Raw genomic sequence first — 19851 nt, forward strand, 5'->3', positions numbered from 1 at the left:
TAACTTGTCATTTGATAAGGTGATGAGGAGGTTTTTATATATGTCTGGTCATTCTAAGTGGGCAAATATAAAGCATAAAAAAGAGAAAACAGATGCTCAAAAGGGCAAATTGTTTACAAAATTGGCTAAAGAGATAATAATGGCAGCAAAAGAAGGCGGAGGAAATCCGGAGGCCAATAGCAGGCTCAGAGACGCTATTGAAAAGGCCAAGGCTGCTAATATGCCTAATGATAATATTACAAGGGCTATTAAAAGAGGTACAGGGGAATTAGAGGGCGTAAATTATGAGAACATAATTTACGAAGGTTATGGACCCGGAGGGGTAGCCATCATCGTTGAAGCGCTTACTGACAACAAAAACAGGACTGCCAGCGAGATGAGGCATCTCTTTGACAGGGGAGGCGGCAGTCTGGGTGCTACGGGATGTGTGTCGTGGATGTTTACACGAAAAGGAATTATTTCTGTTGGGAAAGGCGATGGGGTAGATGGCGATGAGCTGATGCTCAAAGCTATTGACGCTGGTGCCGAAGACTTCTCGGCAGAAGACGAGGATTACGAAATAATAACAGACCCGTCGGAGTTGTACCAGGTTAAAGAGGCGCTAGAGCAGAGCGGTTACAAGATTACATCCGCAGAGATATCCCTCATACCACAAAACACGGTAAAGCTTGAAGGCGAGCAGGCCAAGAAGGCGTTAAACCTCATTGAAAACCTGGACGATCACGACGATGTGCAAAATGTGTACCACAATTTAGAAATAACAGAAGACATGGAGATAGGATGATTATCCTATCTCCTTTAGCATTTCCTTTTCTTCTTTTGACAGCACTTCTCTGAGGTTAAAGACTAAAATCAACCTGTCTTTGTATTCTAGCGACCCGATGATATATTTTTTGTCAATTTCTTTTACAATATCAGGGACGTCTTTTATTTCTTCGCTGTCTATCACGATTATTTCAGTTATGTCATCTACTACTAACCCGGCCATTATGCTATCTACCTGGATGATGGCGATCTTTTTGTCAGTGCTAGGATTTGAAAAGTCTTTGAGGTTAAATCTCTTTTTTAAATCTATTATAGGTACGATAACTCCGCGGTTTTCTATGATCCCCGAGACAAACGATGGGGCATTGGGGACATACGTAGGTTCTCTGTAATTTACTATTTCTACGACGTCCATTATATCTGCCATAAATTCGTAATCATTTAGTTTGAATACAATGACCTGTTTTTCCATATATAGCACTCCTTGATTCTTTATTTTTAATATATATTTCGATATTTTATTGAAAAAACCTTTATAAAAAAATGTATAATTAACAATAAATTGGTAATATATATAAGTGGAGGTAATATAATTATGAGAAAATTTTTTACAGCCCCGCTATTGATTATGTATATAGGCTTTTTGATATTGGGATTTGGGTATGGATACTACGTAAATATATCTAAAAACGTCAATGATAGAATTGCTTTGGAAAAAAAACCTGAAAGACAGGCTATGACACAGGGGATGATATCGCCCGCAACGCAGATGGTCTTTAAGACCGAATACATGGCATGCGGACATGTAAAGACTGTGAAGCGAAATGCCAGCGTTGACGAAGTAGGGATGAATGAAGAACAACTTAAAGGCAAATACGATAAAAAATGGCAATTACAGAGTTTTGACAGCCAAATGGCCGTGTTTTACAGAACTGCTGAGGGTTATTGTCCGGACCATTTTATCATAAAGATAGATAGAGACGGTTATGTAGGTGTATTTAAAAACGACGCGGATAAGGGGTTGCAAGAGATACAAAAGACCGATATATTCTACGGTTCATTAAATGAAAAACAACAAAAGAGATTGATAGAAAATATAGTAGTGGACTCTGAAGACGATGTCAGCAGGGTACTTTCTGATTTGAGCACTTAAAACACGCTAACGCGTGTTATTATTTTTGTTGTCAAAGCTCCCCTTTAATGTTAAAATTAAAAGGGAAGGAGATTTGTGAATGATTGTTATGGGAGTGGACCCAGGCCTTGCTATACTGGGTTACGGTATCATAAATCACGAATACAACCATTTCAGTGTCATAGATTACGGAGCAATAACGACACCTTCTGACATGGATTTAGCTAATAGGCTTAAAGAGATATATGAGAGGTTGAGCGAGCTCATCGACAAGTACAGACCTGATGCTTTTGCAGTAGAGGAGCTTTTTTTTAATAAAAATGCCAAAACCGCTATAGTGATAGGTGAAGCGAGAGGAGTAGCTATTGTGGCGGCTGCTCAAAAGAACTTGAATGTGTACGAGTACACCCCATTGCAGGTTAAGCAAGCGGTGGTGGGATATGGAAGAGCTGAAAAAGTACAGGTACAGCTTATGGTTAGGGCCTTGTTAAATTTGAGGGACATACCAAAGCCCGATGATGTAGCCGATGCTTTAGCAGTAGCTGTGTGCCATTGCCATAGCGTGGGGCCGTGCTCAAAATATGATGTTGGGGTATAGGGTAATGTTGGATTACATAAAAGGCAAGGTAATAGAAGTTGATGATGAAAGCGTGGTAGTTGAGGCATCAGGGGTGGGGTATCGCCTATTTGTCTCCAGCATTACGTCAAAGGAGATAAAAGTTGGCGATACCACAAAATTGTACGTTTACCTGTATCTGAGGGAAAATGAGATGAGGCTTTTTGGCTTTTACGATAGAAATGAAAGGAAAGTCTTCAAAAGCCTTATTTCTGTGTCAGGTATCGGGCCTAAAGTAGCTTTAAATATCCTCTCTAAGTACACGCCATCGCAAATGCTGGCGTTTATTGCAACAGGAGATTTTACTTCTATAATGAGTGTACCAGGAGTTGGGAAAAAAACAGCTCAGAGGTTGATTGTGGAGTTAAAAGATAGGGTCAATAAAGAAGAACTGGGAGTATCATTTATAGAAGATAAAACCTCAGATGTGGTTCAGGCGTTAATGGCATTGGGGTACAGCAAAGACGAGATCTCCAGGGTGCTGAAAAAGATAGAAGGCCTTGACATCGATGATGCTATAAAAATGGCATTAAAGGAGTTGAGCTGAGGATGGGACAAAGGATACTCGCTGGTGAGCTGGACAATGAGGATGTAAATATTGAGTGCAGCTTGAGGCCAAAGTATCTTAGTGAATACATAGGTCAGGCCAAGGTTAAAGAATTGCTGTCAATATATATAAGAGCGGCGAAGGCGAGAAGTGAACCATTGGATCACGTATTGCTCTATGGGCCTCCGGGATTAGGTAAAACTACGTTGGCCAATGTTATCGCCAATGAAATGGGCGTAGGCATTAGAGTGACATCAGGACCTGCCATAGAAAGAGCAGGAGATCTCGCTGCAATTTTGACCAATATGCGGGAAAATGACATCCTGTTTATAGATGAGATTCATAGGTTAAATCGAGCGGTGGAGGAAATATTATATCCTGCTATGGAAGATTTCGTGCTGGATATAATCATAGGCAAAGGGCCTAGTGCTCGATCCATCAGGATTGACCTTCCTAGGTTTACGCTTATAGGTGCAACGACTAGGACAGGGCTTTTGACATCACCCTTAAGGGATAGGTTTGGAGTAATAAGCAGACTTGACTATTATGCCAGTGAGGACCTTTATAAGATCGTCAAGAGGTCTGCGGGTATACTGGGCGTAGAAATTGACGATAAAGCGGCTCAAGAAATCGCGATGCGCTCAAGGGGTACGCCGAGGATCGCCAACAGGTTGTTAAAGCGCGTAAGGGATTTTGCACAGGTGAGATCAAATGGTAATATTACCCAGGAAATAGCGATAGAGGCATTAGATATGCTGGATATCGACAGCTTAGGACTTGACAGTGTGGACAGGTTGTTGCTGCGAACCATTGCTGTAAAATTTGGAGGTGGTCCTGTGGGCCTTGAGACCCTTGCGGCTTCTATTGGAGAAGATGCTGGTACCATCGAAGAGGTATATGAGCCGTATCTTATGCAGATAGGGTTTATAAAGCGGACGTCAAGAGGGAGAACGGTTACTTCGCTGGCTCTAGAGCACTTAAAAATAGCACCTGTTCAAAAGGAGGTGTGCGGCTAGTATGTACGAAGGCTTTGGAAAAAGTCTTATATTCATAGGTGTGATATTTATCGCACTAGGTGTTATTTTTTTAGTAGGCAGAAAATTAGGTTTTGGAGCATTGCCGGGAGATATTTTAATAAGAAAGGGCAATTTCACATTTTATTTCCCTGTGGTATCAGGAATTTTGTTGAGCATTATTTTGACGGTTATATTAAACTTAATATTCAGACGTTGATTAAAGAGACAAAGGGGGATTTCCCGTGAAGAAATTTGCGCTTTTTTTAATGGCGATAGCAGTTGTTTTTATGTCTTCAGCAATGGTAGAGACAGCATCGGCTGACACCCAGGCAAAAATACCTGAGTACATACGGGTAGGCTTAAAATACGGGAACAGCGCAGTAGGTGCAGCGCAGGTATTTACCAAAGGCGCTATAACTTACGGCTTCTACAATGGGACGACCTTTGTGCCGGTTTATACGGGAAGCCAAGGACAAAAGGCTACAGTAAAAAAAGACGATGATTATCACATACTTCTAGCCAGCTTTGGAGATGATTTAAACAAAGGGATTACGTATATAAATGAACTCAAGGGGAAAAACGTAAATGGATTTTTGATGTACGACGGTAATTATTCAGTGGTTACAGGGGAATATTCCAGTAAGGCGGAAGCCGATTCTGCCGCTAGTAATTTGCAAAAAGTTTTGGGAAACCAGAACCTGACAGTGGTTGTCCCGCAAAAGGCCATTTACGTAATGGCTGATCAAAAACTTACGATAAAAACAGATAAACTGGTAGCGAGGCCATCTAACGGTTTTATTGAGCTGGACAACGATGTGACGTACAGGGGTGAGCTGTGGTTTTACAGGCAAGAGGGGAGCGATATGACAGTGATAAACAACCTCCCATTGGAGCAGTACCTGTACAGCGTTGTTCCCTCTGAAATGCCATCGTCGTGGCCCCAAGAGGCATTAAAAGCCCAGGCTGTAGCAGCCAGAAGTTATGCTGTTGCTAATTGCTTAAGCTCTAAGTATGCTAAGTACGGCTTTGATGTTACCGATGATGTTAGCAGTCAGGAGTACAAAGGATATGCTTACGGTGGTGGCAAGTACGCTGGTGAAAACCCCAATGCGACCAAGGCTGTTGACGCAACCAAGGGGATTGTGCTTACGTACGGCGGAAAGGTGATCAGTGCGCTGTTTTCCTCCCACAGCGGAGGGTATACTGAAAGCAGCGAAAATGTATTTAAGTACCCTCAGCCTTATTTAAAAGCAGTGCCAGACCCATATTCCATGGGGTACACTGAGAGCCTTGATAATTGGAAAGTTACGTATTCTCAGGCTCAGTTGAAGGATATACTTAGGGATCAATCTGTTGACATAGGCGATATTTTGAGTATAGAGGTTATAAATAAAAGCCCATCGGGAAGGGCTTTGTCGGTAGAAGTAACAGGTACAAAAGGTAAATATACGCTGCAAGGAGAACAGGAAATAAGAAATGTGTTTAACTTGAAAAGCGCGATGATAAAAAGCATAGATGTTTTAGGTGAGCCTGGTGGCTTGGGTACTATATGGGTGTCCAACGGCAGCAACGTCGTCTCTAAAAAAACCCAAAGCCTTTATGTCCTAAAGGGTGATTCAACAGTAGGGATGGCATCAGAAAGGCCTTTTGTAATAAGCGCATCAGGGCTTAGCCAGCTTAACGCCAGCAATGGAGTACAAAGCGTACCTGACAGTTTTACATTTGTTGGCAGCGGCTATGGGCATGGCGTGGGTATGAGCCAGTATGGCGCTAGAGGCCTTGCCGAAAAGGCTGGCAAGAATTTCGTGGATATATTAAAATATTATTACACGGGTATCACCGTCTATGACACTTTAAACGATAAGTCGCTGTAAAGGAGATAGTGAAATGAACGTACACGATTTTTATTACGACTTGCCAGAGGAGTTGATAGCTCAGGAACCATTAAAGCAGAGAGATAGCTCAAGGATGATGGTCCTCCACAGGGACGATGGAAGCATAGAGCATAGGGTATTCAGGGATGTGGTGAACTTTTTAAACCCTGGGGATTGCCTGGTATTAAATGACACGAGGGTAATTCCTGCCAGGCTTATAGGCCATAAAAAGGACACACAAGGCACTATGGAGTTCCTGCTTCTGAGAAAGCTATCTATGGATACGTGGGAAGTGTTGGTGAAACCAGGGCGCAGAGCGAAAATTGGAGCGAGGTTTGTGTTCGGCAATGGAGAACTGGAAGCAGAGGTCTTGGATGTTACTGAGGCAGGAGGGAGAGTAGTAAGATTCTTTTATCAAGGGGTGTTTGAAGAAATACTGGATCAATTAGGTAAAATGCCGCTTCCTCCGTACATAAAGAAGTCTTTGGACGATAAGGAGCGCTACCAAACGGTTTACTCCAAGCATGAGGGTTCTGCTGCCGCACCTACCGCAGGGCTTCATTTTACCAATGAGCTGTTGGATATTATAGAAAAAAAGGGAGTAAATATAGTATTTATAACATTGCACGTGGGGTTGGGCACGTTTAGGCCCGTAAGAGTAGAGAAGGTAGAAGACCATCGGATGCATTCGGAATTTTACATCGTTACCGACGAGGCGGCGCAGGTATTAAACAATGCTAGAAGGAAAGGTGGCCGAATTGTAGCTGTAGGGACTACATCTGTGAGAACTTTAGAGACCGTAACTGACGATAGCGGAGTGGTACACAGCGGCTCAGGTTGGACTGATATATTTATATATCCAGGGCACAAATTTAAAGCAGTGGATGGCTTAATAACCAATTTTCACCTACCTGAATCCACCTTGATAATGTTGGTGTCCGCTTTTGCGGGCTACGATAACGTTATGAGAGCTTATCATGAGGCTATAAAGGAAAGATATAGGTTTTACAGTTTTGGAGATGCTATGTTGATTATTTGAGAAAGGATGAAGGGTTTTTGCTGACGTTTGAAGTGCAAAAGCAAGAAAAAAATACGATGGCACGATTAGGCTATCTCAAGACGTCCCATGGCATTGTAGAGACACCTGTTTTCATGCCTGTGGGCACTCAAGCTACGGTAAAGGCGATGACCCCTGATGAATTAGAAGAAATAGGAGCGAAGATAATACTTTCTAATACGTATCACCTGTATTTAAGGCCAGGCCATAGGCTTATAGAAAAGGCAGGGGGACTACACAGATTCATGGGATGGAAGGGTTCTGTTCTGACAGATAGTGGGGGCTTTCAGATTTTCAGCCTGAACAAGCTGAGGAGTATATCTGAAGAAGGCGTTGAATTTACATCGCACCTTGACGGCTCAAGGCATTTTATTACTCCTGAGGACAATATGAAAATACAGAATGCCCTTGGAGCAGATATAATCATGGCCCTTGATGAATGCGTGCCATATCCAGCGGATTACGAGTACGTAAAAAGATCCATGGAGTTAACGCTGTGCTGGGCTAAAAGGTGTAAAGAGGCCCATGGGCGCCCTGATGACCAGGCTTTGTTTGGGATTGTACAAGGAGGAACCTACAGAGATCTGAGGGTGGAGAGCGCTAAGAGGACGGTAGAGCTGGACTTTCCAGGATATGCTGTTGGAGGATTAAGCGTAGGTGAAGAGAAAGAAGTCATGTACGAGGTGTTGGAGTATACGACTCCTTTATTGCCCTATGATAAACCCCGATATCTCATGGGAGTGGGCAGTCCCGATGCCCTTATAGAAGGTGTTATAAGGGGTATCGACATGTTTGATTGTGTTTTACCTACGAGGATTGCAAGGAATGGCACTGTTATGACAAGCCGCGGTAAACTGGTTATAAGGAATGCGGAGTACGCGGAGGATTTCAGGCCGTTGGATGAGGAGTGCGATTGCTATGCCTGTAAAAATTTTTCCAGAGCTTATATAAGGCACCTATTTAAAGCCGGGGAAATCCTTGCAGCCAGGCTTGCGACGATTCACAACCTGCGCTTTTTAATAAAGCTGATGGAGAATATAAGACAGGCTATAAAAGAAGACAGATTGCTGGATTTTAAAAAAGAGTTTTTTACAAAGTATGGTTATGAAAGGGGGGAAGAGGCATGACGCAACAAGCAGGAGCTGCGGTGGCTGTAGTAGTGCAACTTTTGCTGTTTGTAGCGATATTTTACTTGTTTCTCATTTTACCGCAACAGCGCAGGGATAAAAGAGAAAAGAAGATGCTTGATTCTCTCAAGCCTGGTGATGAGATTATCACTAAAAGCGGTATTTATGGCAAGGTGCTTAATATAAAAGATGATACCCTAACGATAGAGGTGGGGGCCGACAAAGTAAGGCTCAAAATTGCCAAATGGGCGGTAGGTAAAGTATTGACCATAAAAGACTGATCTAAATTTTGTCATAAAACCATCCTCCTGTCATAGATTTTAGTAAAACACCGAGTAGATAGGAGGATTTTTATGGCAAAGGTTCAGCGCGAGAGCATGATTGGCGTAAGGGGTATAATAAAGGCAACGGTATTGGGGCTGATTTTATCTCTTGTGTCATTCTTGATTTATGCGTTGGTGCTTGCGTATACGCCTGTTTCAGAGTCCACCGTGCCTATATTCATATCTGTAATCATGGCTATAAGCGTATTTATCGCTGGTATTGTAGCTGCTAAAATTGCCCAGAATATGGGCTGGTTAAACGGTACTCTGACGGGGGTATGTTATGCCTTAGTGCTTTTGTTGCTAAACGCCATGGTATTTGGTGATATGACAGCAGGTTTGTTTCTTTCTAATCTGGCTATATGCGCTGTGTCTGGGGCTTTAGGAGGGATGATTGGAATAAACTTGTGATGACAAGAGATAATTGATGTGCTATAATTTATCAGGAAAGGAGGAATCAACGTGAAACACGTGAAGATCATAAACAAAGGCAGAGTAGTATATGGCGATGTGAGAAGGTATGGATGCGGTGAATGCCAGTCATCGTGCCAGTCGGCTTGCAAGACTTCGTGTACGGTGGCAAATCAGGTTTGCTTACATAACAAATAATATTGTAGAAAAGCAGTAATAATGGTACATTATTACTGCTATTTGTGTATGTAGTCTGTGCAAGGAGAGAGGAAGCTTGGGTATTCATAAATTTGAGATTGACGGCAGTAAGATAGCTTTGGATGTAAACAGCAGCTTGCTTTTGGCTTTAGACGATTTGTCTTACCGGCTGTTGGATTACGTGGATGACAAATCAGTAGATGATGCTATTAAGGACCTAAACCACATTTATGGAGAGCGTGATATAATAGAGGCATATGAAGAGCTAGCGGCCCTTAAGGACAATGGCACACTTTTTGCGCCAGATCCTTATGAGGGTGAAGATTTACCTTATGGGGAACCTGTAGTTAAGTCGCTGTGCCTAAACGTAGCCCATGATTGTAATTTAAGGTGTAAGTACTGTTTTGCGTCCACGGGGAATTTTAAAGGCCAAAGAAAGTTGATGAGCTCTGAGGTAGGCAAAAAAGCCATAGACTTTTTAATAGCCCATTCGGCTTCCCGCCGTCACCTTGAGGTGGATATGTTTGGCGGGGAACCTATGATGAATTTTGATGTGATAAAAGAAATCGTGGAATATGGAAGAGATAAAGCTGATAAAGAGGGCAAGTCTATAAATTTTACATTGACCACCAATGCTATTTTACTGGATGATAAAAATATGGAATATATAAATGAAAACTTCTACAACGTAGTGCTAAGCCTTGACGGCAGACCTGAAGTCAACGACAGGATGAGAATTCTGAAAGACGGCAGTGGCAGCTATGGTTGCATAGTGGATAAGATATTAAAAATGGTCCAGATGAGAAAAGAAAAGGAGTATTATGTGCGAGGGACTTATACGCGCTATAACCTTGACTTTGCCCAGGACGTCTTACATATGGTAGATCTGGGCATAGACAGGGTGTCTGTGGAACCTGTTGTAGCACCAGAAGATGCGGATTATGCGTTGCAGGAGCAAGACCTTCCTGTTATAAGGGATCAGTATAGGTTTTTAGCGCATGAATATATAAAAAGGTATAGAGAAGGAAAGCCATTTATTTTTTTTCATTTCAATGTGGATTTAGATGAAGGGCCATGTCTGCAAAAGAGGATAAAGGGCTGTGGAGCCGGTAATGAGTATCTGGCGGTAACCCCTGATGGCGATATTTATCCATGCCATCAATTTGTGGGTATAAATAAATATAAAATGGGAAATGTCATAAGAAAAGAGCTTGACAGGGATATGCAGCTTAAATTCATGAAGACAAATATTTATACGAAGTCTCGATGCAGAATATGCTGGGCAAGGTATTTTTGCAGCGGTGGATGTCATGCCAGTGCACATCAGTTTAGCGGTAGTTTGGATGTTCCACATCGCTTAAGCTGTGAAATCCTTAAAATAAGGCTTGAGTGTGCGCTTATGATCAAAGCGGTTTTGTCAAATGAGAATTTGTATGCGAAGGAGGCAGACACCAATGAACTATAAAAATGGTTTGAAATTTCTTTTAGCGGTCGCTTTAATCGCGGTGGTTTCGTTGGCTACAGCGTTTGGAGTAAAGATTGGCAGTTTAAACGTAAAACCTGTTCAGGATTACATAAAATTAGGACTTGATTTTAAGGGCGGCGTTTACGCGACCCTTGTGGCCCAGGGTAAAGTCGATTCGGATACGATAAACAGGGCTATAGCTGTTATCAGAAACAGGGTGGACATGCTGGGCGTGACGGAACCGGTGATTACGCCTTTGGGCAGCAACGCGATAATGGTCCAGCTGCCGGGAATAAAGGACCCTGAAGCTGCCATAAAGACGTTGGGACAGACGGCGCAGTTGCGCTTTGTGGGACCTGATGGTAAGACCATATTGACAGGTGCGGAGGTTAAGACATCAAAGGCTGAGATGCAGGTAACCAGTACAGGCGTGGAGGAGCCAGTGGTCACGCTATCCTTTAACGTCAAAGGGACCAAGCTTTTTTCAGATGCCACGCAAAAATTTTTAGGGAAGCCTATAGCTATATACCTGGACAATAAAATGATATCAAATCCTGTGGTGCAGGCCCATATAACCGATGGCAATGCGGTAATAACAGGATCTAAATCTTTTGATGAAGCGTCAAAACTGGCAACACTTATAAGGTCAGGTGCCTTGCCTGTTCCCCTCAAAGCCGAGGAGGTAAGGGCGATAGGGCCTACACTGGGAATGGATTCTATGAGAGAGAGCTTAATGGCTGGATTATACGGTATAATCATCGTCATGTTATTTATGATCGCTTATTACAGACTGCCTGGTTTTATCGCTGACCTCGCATTGATAATATACACCGTCATAACACTGATTATATTAGCTCTCATACATGCTACGTTGACATTGCCTGGTATGGCCGGTATTATACTGTCTATAGGTATGGCAGTGGACGCTAATATAATCATCTTTGAGAGGGTTAAAGAGGAGCTGCGAAATGGTAAATCGCTGAGATCTGCTATAGATGCGGGTTTTGCCAAAGCTTTCTGGACGGTATTTGATGCCAATTTAACTACCATTATTGCGGGTATCGTGTTGTTTTATCTTGGGTCAGGTACCATAAAAGGCTTTGCAGTTACCCTCGTCATAGGTGTGTTGGTCAGCATGTTTACGGCCATTACACTTACTAGGTTGTTGTTGAAGATGCTTGTAAATGTCAATATTACCAATAATCTAAAGTTATACGGTGCATAAGGGGGTATAACCGTGGGAATCTTTATAGCGAAGAGGAATATATGGTTTGGTATATCCTTAGCCATAATCCTGGTGGGCTTTATATTCACAGCGCTGCACGGTGGAATAAATTACGGTGTTGATTTTGCTGGCGGCACGCTGATGCAAATAGATTTTCACAAGCCTGTAGATAAGGCCTTGGTGAAACAGATTAACGATGTCTTGAGCAGCATGAACCTTTTAAAGGAGAGCTATGTCCAGCAAGTAGGCAACAACCCTAATGTGGCGCAGATAAAAACCAGAAGCCTTTCTGATCAGGAAAGGGTAACTCTGTTCCAGAATTTGAAAGAAAAATTTAATTTGCCTGAAAGCGAACCACTTTCTACAACCAAAGTAGGTCCTTCTATGGGAATTACATTGAGAAATCAGGCTATACTAGCTGTTGTTGTGGCGTCTATTTTGATGCTAGTGTATATAACCATAAGATTTGAATTTAAGTTTGGTGTGGCGGCTGTTCTGGCTTTGCTTCATGATTTATTAATACTTTATGCTGCCTATGCTATTTTGAACATACCGATAAATACGCCTTTTGTTGCTGCTATGCTTACAGTCCTGGGTTATTCTATAAATGACACGATAGTTATATTTGACAGGATAAGAGACAACCTGAAGATCATGAGAAGAGAAAAGTACGATGTGATAGCGGATAAGAGTATAATGGAAACGTTAGCCAGGTCTATAAATACGTTGTTGACTGTTATAATAACGCTGGTGGCCTTATACTTCTTCGGCGGGCCGCCGATAAGGGAATTTGTCCTGCCACTTCTTATAGGGATTGTGAGCGGAGGTTATTCTTCTATTTTCATAGCAAGCCCTATATGGTATATACTTAAGAATAGGGAGGTTTCAAAGAGGGCATCATATAAAACAAATTAAAGGAGGGATGGCTATGTTAAAAGATATAATGCTGGCAGGAATCGGGCTGGTCTCGCTGACCAAAGACAAGGCACAGGAAATCGCCAGTGAGTTAGTGAAACGTGGGGAGATCGCTAAGAACGATGAAAACGCCTTTGTAAACAGGATGATGAAGTCGGCAGAAGAGCAGAGCCAGAAATTAAAAGAAAGGATATCTGAAGAAATTGAAAAACTGATAAAATCTTCTAATGTGGTGACGCGCAGCGAATTTGAAGAGTTAAAGCAAAGAGTGGAGGCCTTAGAGAAGCGAATAGAACAAAATCAGTAAATTTTAAAATTAATGGTAATAATATCATCGAGATATTATTATCATTAATTTTTTTGGGGTGTTCTTAATTGTTAAACAAAAGAAATGCGCGAAGATACCGAGAAATTGTGCAAATACTAGCAAAAAACGGTTTATACGTGTTGTTAAATAACTTAGGGGTTAAGGTCAAAGGGAGAAAGCTACTAAAAGACGATGTGCCTTTGCCTGTTAGAATAAAAAATACCCTGGAAGAATTAGGCCCTACGTTTATAAAGTTGGGTCAGATGATAAGCCTAAGGACTGATTTGATACCGGAAGACATAGCCAACGAACTGGCGAAACTTCAAGACAGCGCCATGCCCTTTGACTTTAACGATGCTAAAAAGACTTTTGAAAGTGAACTGGGATATAAATTTGAGGATGTCTTCGAGTGGTTTGGTGAAAATCCTATTGCCTCTGCATCCATAGGTCAAGTTTATGTAGCAAGGTTGAAGTCCACCGGGGAAAAGGTGGTAGTGAAGATTCAACGTCCTAATCTGGACACCATGATAGAAAGCGATATGAGCATTCTGGCGGAGATCGCCCGCTTGTTAGATGAAAGGATAAAAAACAGACCTGTATCCTTTGCCGAAGTGGTTTTGGAGCTGTCTACTGCCTTGAAGAGAGAACTGGATTACACATTAGAAGCCAGAAATGCCCAGAAATTTCGCAACCTTTATAAGTCCTCTTTTTACGGCAGCCATGTGGTTATCCCTAAGGTTTACTGGGAGTACACCACTAAAAAGGTCCTCACCATGGAGTTTATCGAGGGTATAAGCGTAAAAGACGTGGAGCAGATAAAGAGAAGACATTGGGATGTTAAGAAAATCGCCCGCATTGGTGCCAATAGTTTTCTAGAGCAGGTCATTGATTTTGGCTTTTTTTCACGGAGATCCCCATCCTGGAAACATTATGGCTTTGAGCAGCGATAAGATAGCGTATATAGATTTTGGCACCGTAGGGAAAATGGATAGAATACAAAGGAAATTTTTATACAATCTTTTTGACGGGTTTGCAAAAAACGACTTGGATTTCATGGTGGAAGAATTTGAGGAAATGGGTTGTATTGGCCCTAAAACCGATATTTTATCTTTAAAGAGGGATTTAAGGGATATCGTGGATTTTTATTATGGAGCTTCTATAAAAGACGTAAACGTAAAAGACATGGTGAATCACCTTATGAGGATAATTTATAAAAATAAAATCGTTTTGCCTCCTGATTTCACCATGTTATTCAAGGCGTTGATAACCATCGAAGGCGTAGGCAAGGTTTTAGACCCTGATTTTAATATATCCACGCTTATAAGGGATTATTCTGTGCGCAAATTTAAAAGAGAATTAAATATCCTTGAACACATCGATGAAAGCATACCGGAGATGAAGAAGCTGTTGCGTTTGACTTACAAATTTCCTTATATTGTATACGACCTTCTGAAGAAATGGGACAGAGGGGATATAAGCGTTGAGATTAGGTATAGCGATGTAGATAAAATGAGAAGCGATATAAAAAGTTCGGCTAACAGGTTGTCGTTGAGCATTATCGCATCGGCTCTTATAATTGGCTCTTCCTTCGCGCTACAGTTAAAAACAGGGCCTAGATTATGGGGTATGCCGCTGCTCGGCATCGTAGGTTATTTTATAGCAGTTGTAATAGGCCTGTGGCTCATAGGTTCCATAATCGTAAGCAGCTGGCTGAAAAAATAAAGGAGCAAAAGGAATGATCTTATGCTTAAAAGAAAATATCGTTGGATTGGCTGTGATACGCTGTCTGAACGTTCTGCCGCAATGCAAATTGCCAAAAAAAGAGGTATCCAGCTCAATGTAACCAGAGACATGATAAAAAACCCTTTTGATATTAAAGACATGGATAGGGCTGTAGCAAGAATAAAGGAGAGTGTAAGGCGGCGAGAAAAGATTGCGGTGTACGGTGATTACGACGTGGATGGGATAACCGCTACGGCTATAGTGTATAAGGCGTTAAGAGCTTTGAATGCAGATGTGATGTATTACATACCTGACAGGCTTGATGAAGGCTATGGTTTAAATGTAGAAGCTGTAAAATATCTGATAAATTGCGGCGTTAAACTGATCATCACTGTAGACTGTGGAGTCACAGCTTTGGAAGAGGTTAGGTACGCCAATAATAATGGCGTTGATGTGGTTATAACTGATCATCACACGTGCGGCCCTGTTTTGCCAGAGGCGTGCTGTATCGTTAATCCTAAAAGGGAGGATGACACATCAGGGTTTAAATATTATTCGGGAGCGGGCATTGCGCTAAAGCTAGCGATGGCTTTAGGTTATTCCTTGGAGGATTTCATTCAGTACGCTATGCTGGGTACTATCTCTGATATTGTCCCTTTGATAGACGAGAACAGGGTTATAGCTAAACTGGGTTTGGAAGTGATGAATACCGTAAAAGATCCAGGGATATCGGCTCTTGTGGAAGTATCTGGCATAACAGGGTGTATACGCTCTGAAGATGTAGCTTTTAAGATAGGGCCAAGGCTAAATGCTGCAGGTAGGATGTCAAACCCAGAGCTCGCTCTTAAATTGTTGTTGGTTGAGGACGCAGATGAAGCGAGAGAGATAGCCGTGGAGTTAAACCGCTTAAATAACCAAAGGCAGAGCGTTGAAAATGAAATTTACCAGCAGGCGGTGGATATGTTAAAAGGCTATCCCCTTCCGGATGTGATCGTTTTAGCTAAGGAGGGGTGGCACGAAGGTGTTATAGGCATCGTGGCTTCAAAGCTGGTGAATTCTTATAACAGGCCGTGTATCCTTATATCCCTATCAGGAGATGTAGGTAAAGGTTCTTGCAGGAGCATAAAGTATTTTAACATATACCATGCCCTTAAAGCCTGTGAGCAGTATATAGAGAAATACGGCGGGCACGATATGGCTGCAGGGTTGACGCTAAGGCGCGACAATTTAGAGAAGTTTAAAGAACAGATAAATTTTTACGCAAAAGGTGTTTTAAGGCCAGAGCATAAAGTTCCTGAAGTAGATGTAGACTTTATGCTTACTGATGAATATTACGATGTAAATCTGGCAGAAGAATTAACCCTCCTCGAGCCTTACGGGTTAGGAAATCAAAAGCCGGTTTTTCTGTGCAAAGATTTGAAAGTAAGTGAAGTGCGAAATTTGAGCAATGATAAACACGTCAAGCTTAGGCTTTTAAGCGATAGAGGTAAAGAAATTGAGGCGATAGGGTTTCTGATGGGTGAATTGGCAAAAGATGTCAAACCTGGCGATTATGTCGACGTAGTTTGCCACTTTGATGTAAATAGATGGAACGATCAGGTTAATCTGCAGCTTAACTTGATCGACGTAGGGTATTCCAAAAGGCAAATGACCAGATTTTACGCGGAGTATTTGAGCACTTTTAAGGATATGCTGTTAGAAGATAAGCTTCTGGTGGGAGATTCAAAAAAGTTAACAGTTGCGCCTACGGCAATCGATGAGAATAAAGTGGATCTGCTTTTAAAAGAAGGCTCTTGCCTTATAATCATGTACAGTTTTAGGCAATTGATCGGCTTTATGAAGAGGTTTAGCGATATATTGGAACATATAGGTTTGTGTTTTAGGTTTATCGACGATGATAGGGATAATATCCTTTTGATCAATCCCGATTATATGCGGTTAGATACCAGTAGATTTCGCAATGTAATTCTGTACAGTGGTGATTACTATACTACTCATTATAGGAATTGCAATGTGTATATTGTCGATGAACCCGGAGGAAAATTGTTGTACGGCGAAGACATTTATGATATGATACCGGATAGAAGTGATCTGGAAGACGTGTACATGTGTATAAAGCGCTTCCACCGTGAGATTTCCAGTAAAGATATAATAAAGGCTTTGAACAAAAATCCCCTTAAGGTGGACTTATGCGTCTGCGTATTAGAAGATCTGGGTTTAATTGACACTGCAAAAAAGAGCAATGGAGTCTACTATAAAATCCACAAGTTGGAGAAAGTCGATTTAAGTGATTCTCCATTGTACATAAAGCTTCTCAAGATAAGAGATAATGTAGAAGATTTCTTTACATCAAAAAATATTGTATAATAATATCGTATATATTAAAATGTGTATGTCTAGGAGGGTTTAGATGGACTTATCAACTGTAAAGGACATGATAAGAATTATACCGGATTTCCCAAGAGCGGGAATCAGTTTTAAAGACATCACCACTGTGGTAAAAGACGGTGAGGCTTTTAAATATGTTATAAATGAAATGGCCAAGAGATGTGCAGATAAAGACATCGACCTCATAGTGGGACCGGAAGCCCGAGGATTCATTGTAGGTGCGCCTTTGGCTTATCAGCTGGGCGTTGGCTTCGTGCCTATACGTAAACCAGGTAAATTGCCTGCTGAAAAGATAAGGAAAGAATACCAGCTGGAGTACGGGTTTGACGCTATGGAACTGCACAAGGATGCAATTAAACCCGGTCAAAAGGTGCTTATTGTAGATGACCTTCTGGCCACAGGAGGCACGATAATAACGGCGGTGAAGCTGGTGGAAGAATTAGGAGGTAAAATAGCAGGGCTCATGTTTTTAATTGAGCTCACCGAGCTGGGAGGAAGAGAGACGCTAAGAGGTTACGATGTTATTTCCTTAATTCAATATCCCTATTGAGAGGGCATTGGCAGTCAGGTGATAGTTATGTTAGACGATATTATTGACAAAATAAAGTTGTATTCCAGCGAAGAAGATGTGGAGTTTGTCAAAAAAGCTTATGAATTTGGTAAAAAAGCCCATTCGGGTCAGACGCGGATATCCGGAGAACCATATCTGGTGCATCCGCTGGCTGTGGCGGAGATTTTGGCCGATCTTCAACTGGATATAAACACCATAGTTGCCGGTATATTGCATGATGTTATTGAGGATACGCCTTACACCTATGAAGATATAAAAAGCGAGTTTGGTGAGGAAGTGGCAGATCTTATTGACGGCGTGACAAAATTGAGCAAGATAGAGTACAAGACTAAGGAAGAACAGCAAGCTGAAAATATGCGCAAGATGCTGGTGGCTATGGCAAAAGATATAAGGGTTATACTTATCAAGTTGGCGGATAGACTTCACAACATGAGGACTCTTAAATTTTTGCCTCCTGACAAGCAGCTGGAAAAGTCAAAAGAAACACTGGAGATTTATGCGCCGATAGCCCATCGCTTGGGCATATCTAAAATACAGTGGGAACTAGAGGATCTATCGCTGCGTTATATAGATCCTGAAGGTTACTACGACTTGGTAAATAAGATTGCCCAGAAGAGGAAAGAACGAGAAGCTTTTATTTCAAACATAATAGATGTATTAAAGACGAAGCTTAACAACATGGGCATTGAAGCTGAGATCGACGGAAGGCCAAAACATTTTTACAGCATATATAAGAAGATGAAGTTGCAAAACAAGACCTTTGAACAGATTTTTGACCTGACTGCCATAAGGGTTATAGTTAATACCGTTAAAGACTGCTACGGAGTTTTAGGTATTGTGCATACCTTGTGGAAACCCATCCCTGGAAGGTTTAAGGATTATATCGCCATGCCCAAGCCTAATATGTACCAATCCCTTCACACCACTGTAATTGGTTTAAAAGGACAGGTCTTTGAGGTTCAGATCAGGACATGGGAGATGCATAGGACGGCGGAATACGGTATAGCTGCCCACTGGAAATACAAAGAAGGTAGAAGTTCTCAGGATGATTTTGACGAAAAACTGGCTTGGCTGAGGCAGTTGTTGGAATGGCAAAGGGAGTTAAAAGATGCCAGGGAGTTTATGGAAACCCTAAAGATAGACCTCTTTACCGATGAGGTCTTTGTATTCACTCCTAAAGGAGATGTTATAAACCTTCCCAACGGTTCTACGCCCATAGATTTTGCTTACATGATCCACACCGACATAGGACATAGGTGCGTGGGAGCCAAGATCAATGGTAAAATTGTACCGCTGGACACGGTTTTAAAAACAGGAGACATCGTGGAGATCATGGTATCTCCAAATAAAAACCATGGGCCCAGCCGTGATTGGCTCAAAATTGTGAAAAGTCCTCAAGCCAAGAGCAAGATCAATCAGTGGTTTAAGAAAGAGCAGCGGGAAGAGAACATTGAAAAAGGAAAAAACCTTGTGGAGAAGGAGCTAAAGAGGCAAGGTATAAGCCAGTACGCTATAAAAGATGAGGTGTACGATGTAATTTTAAAAAAATTGAGCTTTAAAAACATGGATGAGATGTACGCAGCGGTTGGTATAGGGTCCATAACCCCTTCTCAGATCGTAGTGAGGATAAAAGAAGAACTTAAAATCGAGGGCCAACAAACCGTTCCAGAGTCCAACGCGGAAATTTCAGATGTAAAGCGGAAGGAAACCAAGAGAAAGAGTGAGACAGGGGTAAAGGTAAAGGGAACAGATAATATAATGATCAAGTTTGCAAAATGCTGTAGCCCTGTTCCAGGCGATGAAATAGTGGGTTACGTAACCCGCGGGCGGGGTGTGACGATACACCGAAAGGATTGCGTCAACATCATAAGCAGCTCTTTGGACAGCAACAGGTTAGTAGAAGTCGAGTGGGCCATCAATACGGGCAACAGGTTCCCTGCTGATATACAGATAATATCCCAGGACCGGTATGGACTTCTTACAGATGTCACAAATATCCTGTCGGAAGCCAAGACCTCGGTCAAGGCATTAAACGCTAGGGCAGGTAAGGATAATATAGCGTCCATAAGCTTGACAGTGGAGGTCAATACAAAAGAGGATCTGGATAGGCTTATAAACAAGATTAAATTGCTGACAGGGATAATTGACGTCTACAGGATAAATACCGCATGATTATAGTACAGGAGAGGTGT

The 19851-nt window shown here is 41.9% G+C and carries 22 protein-coding genes; 21 read left to right on the top strand and 1 reads right to left on the bottom strand.

What is annotated here, in order from left to right:
- The first annotated feature begins 40 nt into the window (after positions 1-40).
- Positions 41-784: a YebC/PmpR family DNA-binding transcriptional regulator gene (locus CALPO_RS0111670; RefSeq protein ID WP_026487486.1), complete on the top strand. Its 744-nt coding sequence runs from the start codon at positions 41-43 to the stop codon at positions 782-784.
- Here CALPO_RS0111670 and CALPO_RS0111675 read toward each other — a convergent pair whose 3' ends face one another.
- On the bottom strand, positions 785-1237 hold the full coding sequence (locus CALPO_RS0111675; protein WP_026487487.1) for a chemotaxis protein CheW: 453 nt from the start codon (positions 1235-1237) through the stop codon (positions 785-787).
- A 123-nt stretch (positions 1238-1360) separates the two neighbouring features.
- Here CALPO_RS0111675 and CALPO_RS0111680 point away from each other — a divergent pair, with 123 nt between their 5' ends.
- The 20 genes from CALPO_RS0111680 to CALPO_RS0111770 all read left to right on the top strand — a co-directional run bounded on the left by CALPO_RS0111680 (position 1361) and on the right by CALPO_RS0111770 (position 19831).
- Positions 1361-1918 carry a hypothetical protein gene (locus CALPO_RS0111680; RefSeq protein WP_026487488.1) on the top strand — a complete coding sequence of 186 codons (558 nt, stop codon included), beginning with the start codon at positions 1361-1363 and terminating at the stop codon, positions 1916-1918.
- Between the two features lie 79 nt (positions 1919-1997).
- Positions 1998-2495: a crossover junction endodeoxyribonuclease RuvC gene (gene ruvC / locus CALPO_RS0111685; protein WP_026487489.1), complete on the top strand. Its 498-nt coding sequence runs from the start codon at positions 1998-2000 to the stop codon at positions 2493-2495.
- Positions 2496-2499: 4 nt separating this feature from the next.
- The gene (gene ruvA / locus CALPO_RS0111690; RefSeq protein WP_026487490.1) at positions 2500-3060 is read left to right on the top strand and encodes a Holliday junction branch migration protein RuvA; all 561 of its coding nucleotides are present in this window, start codon (positions 2500-2502) and stop codon (positions 3058-3060) included.
- A 2-nt stretch (positions 3061-3062) separates the two neighbouring features.
- Complete coding sequence (gene ruvB / locus CALPO_RS0111695; RefSeq protein WP_035172601.1) at positions 3063-4076, top strand: Holliday junction branch migration DNA helicase RuvB; 1014 nt, start codon at positions 3063-3065, stop codon at positions 4074-4076.
- 1 nt (position 4077) lies between these two features.
- Positions 4078-4293 (top strand): DUF2905 domain-containing protein, encoded by a 216-nt coding sequence (locus tag CALPO_RS0111700; protein WP_026487492.1) that lies wholly within the window; start codon positions 4078-4080, stop codon positions 4291-4293.
- 25 nt (positions 4294-4318) lie between these two features.
- Complete coding sequence (locus tag CALPO_RS13895; RefSeq protein WP_051585976.1) at positions 4319-5950, top strand: SpoIID/LytB domain-containing protein; 1632 nt, start codon at positions 4319-4321, stop codon at positions 5948-5950.
- 13 nt (positions 5951-5963) lie between these two features.
- Positions 5964-6989 (top strand): tRNA preQ1(34) S-adenosylmethionine ribosyltransferase-isomerase QueA, encoded by a 1026-nt coding sequence (queA, locus tag CALPO_RS0111710; protein WP_026487493.1) that lies wholly within the window; start codon positions 5964-5966, stop codon positions 6987-6989.
- A 17-nt stretch (positions 6990-7006) separates the two neighbouring features.
- Complete coding sequence (gene tgt / locus CALPO_RS0111715) at positions 7007-8134, top strand: tRNA guanosine(34) transglycosylase Tgt (protein ID WP_035172808.1); 1128 nt, start codon at positions 7007-7009, stop codon at positions 8132-8134.
- On the top strand, positions 8131-8415 hold the full coding sequence (gene yajC, locus CALPO_RS0111720) for a preprotein translocase subunit YajC (protein ID WP_026487495.1): 285 nt from the start codon (positions 8131-8133) through the stop codon (positions 8413-8415). The genes tgt and yajC overlap by 4 nt, the downstream gene beginning before the upstream one ends.
- 72 nt (positions 8416-8487) lie before the next feature.
- A complete protein-coding gene (locus CALPO_RS0111725; protein ID WP_026487496.1) occupies positions 8488-8868 on the top strand; it encodes a TIGR04086 family membrane protein in 381 nt (126 codons plus the stop codon).
- A 51-nt stretch (positions 8869-8919) separates the two neighbouring features.
- Positions 8920-9066, top strand: a complete 147-nt coding sequence (gene scfA / locus CALPO_RS14520) for a six-cysteine ranthipeptide SCIFF (protein ID WP_084295276.1) — start codon at positions 8920-8922, stop codon at positions 9064-9066.
- A gap of 76 nt (positions 9067-9142) precedes the next feature.
- Positions 9143-10531, top strand: coding sequence for a thioether cross-link-forming SCIFF peptide maturase (gene scfB / locus CALPO_RS13900; RefSeq protein WP_035172603.1), 1389 nt, complete (start codon positions 9143-9145; stop codon positions 10529-10531).
- Positions 10521-11756, top strand: coding sequence for a protein translocase subunit SecD (gene secD / locus CALPO_RS0111740; RefSeq protein ID WP_026487497.1), 1236 nt, complete (start codon positions 10521-10523; stop codon positions 11754-11756). Before scfB ends, secD begins: the two co-directional genes overlap by 11 nt.
- Before the next feature lie 12 nt (positions 11757-11768).
- Positions 11769-12671 carry a protein translocase subunit SecF gene (secF, locus tag CALPO_RS0111745; protein ID WP_245589953.1) on the top strand — a complete coding sequence of 301 codons (903 nt, stop codon included), beginning with the start codon at positions 11769-11771 and terminating at the stop codon, positions 12669-12671.
- Positions 12672-12684: 13 nt separating this feature from the next.
- The gene (locus tag CALPO_RS0111750; protein WP_026487499.1) at positions 12685-12978 is read left to right on the top strand and encodes a phasin family protein; all 294 of its coding nucleotides are present in this window, start codon (positions 12685-12687) and stop codon (positions 12976-12978) included.
- Between the two features lie 68 nt (positions 12979-13046).
- Positions 13047-13928 carry an ABC1 kinase family protein gene (locus CALPO_RS14285; protein ID WP_051585977.1) on the top strand — a complete coding sequence of 294 codons (882 nt, stop codon included), beginning with the start codon at positions 13047-13049 and terminating at the stop codon, positions 13926-13928.
- Positions 13870-14700, top strand: coding sequence for an AarF/UbiB family protein (locus CALPO_RS14290; RefSeq protein ID WP_156940189.1), 831 nt, complete (start codon positions 13870-13872; stop codon positions 14698-14700). Before CALPO_RS14285 ends, CALPO_RS14290 begins: the two co-directional genes overlap by 59 nt.
- Before the next feature lie 21 nt (positions 14701-14721).
- Entirely contained in the window at positions 14722-17067 is a 2346-nt protein-coding gene (gene recJ, locus CALPO_RS14295; protein WP_051585979.1) for a single-stranded-DNA-specific exonuclease RecJ, read from the top strand.
- Positions 17068-17110: 43 nt separating this feature from the next.
- Complete coding sequence (locus tag CALPO_RS0111765; RefSeq protein WP_026487500.1) at positions 17111-17638, top strand: adenine phosphoribosyltransferase; 528 nt, start codon at positions 17111-17113, stop codon at positions 17636-17638.
- 27 nt (positions 17639-17665) lie between these two features.
- Complete coding sequence (locus CALPO_RS0111770) at positions 17666-19831, top strand: RelA/SpoT family protein (RefSeq protein ID WP_026487501.1); 2166 nt, start codon at positions 17666-17668, stop codon at positions 19829-19831.
- Positions 19832-19851: the final 20 nt, after the last annotated feature.

This window comes from Caldanaerobius polysaccharolyticus DSM 13641, assembly GCF_000427425.1.
Lineage (GTDB): Bacteria > Bacillota > Thermoanaerobacteria > Thermoanaerobacterales > Caldanaerobiaceae > Caldanaerobius > Caldanaerobius polysaccharolyticus.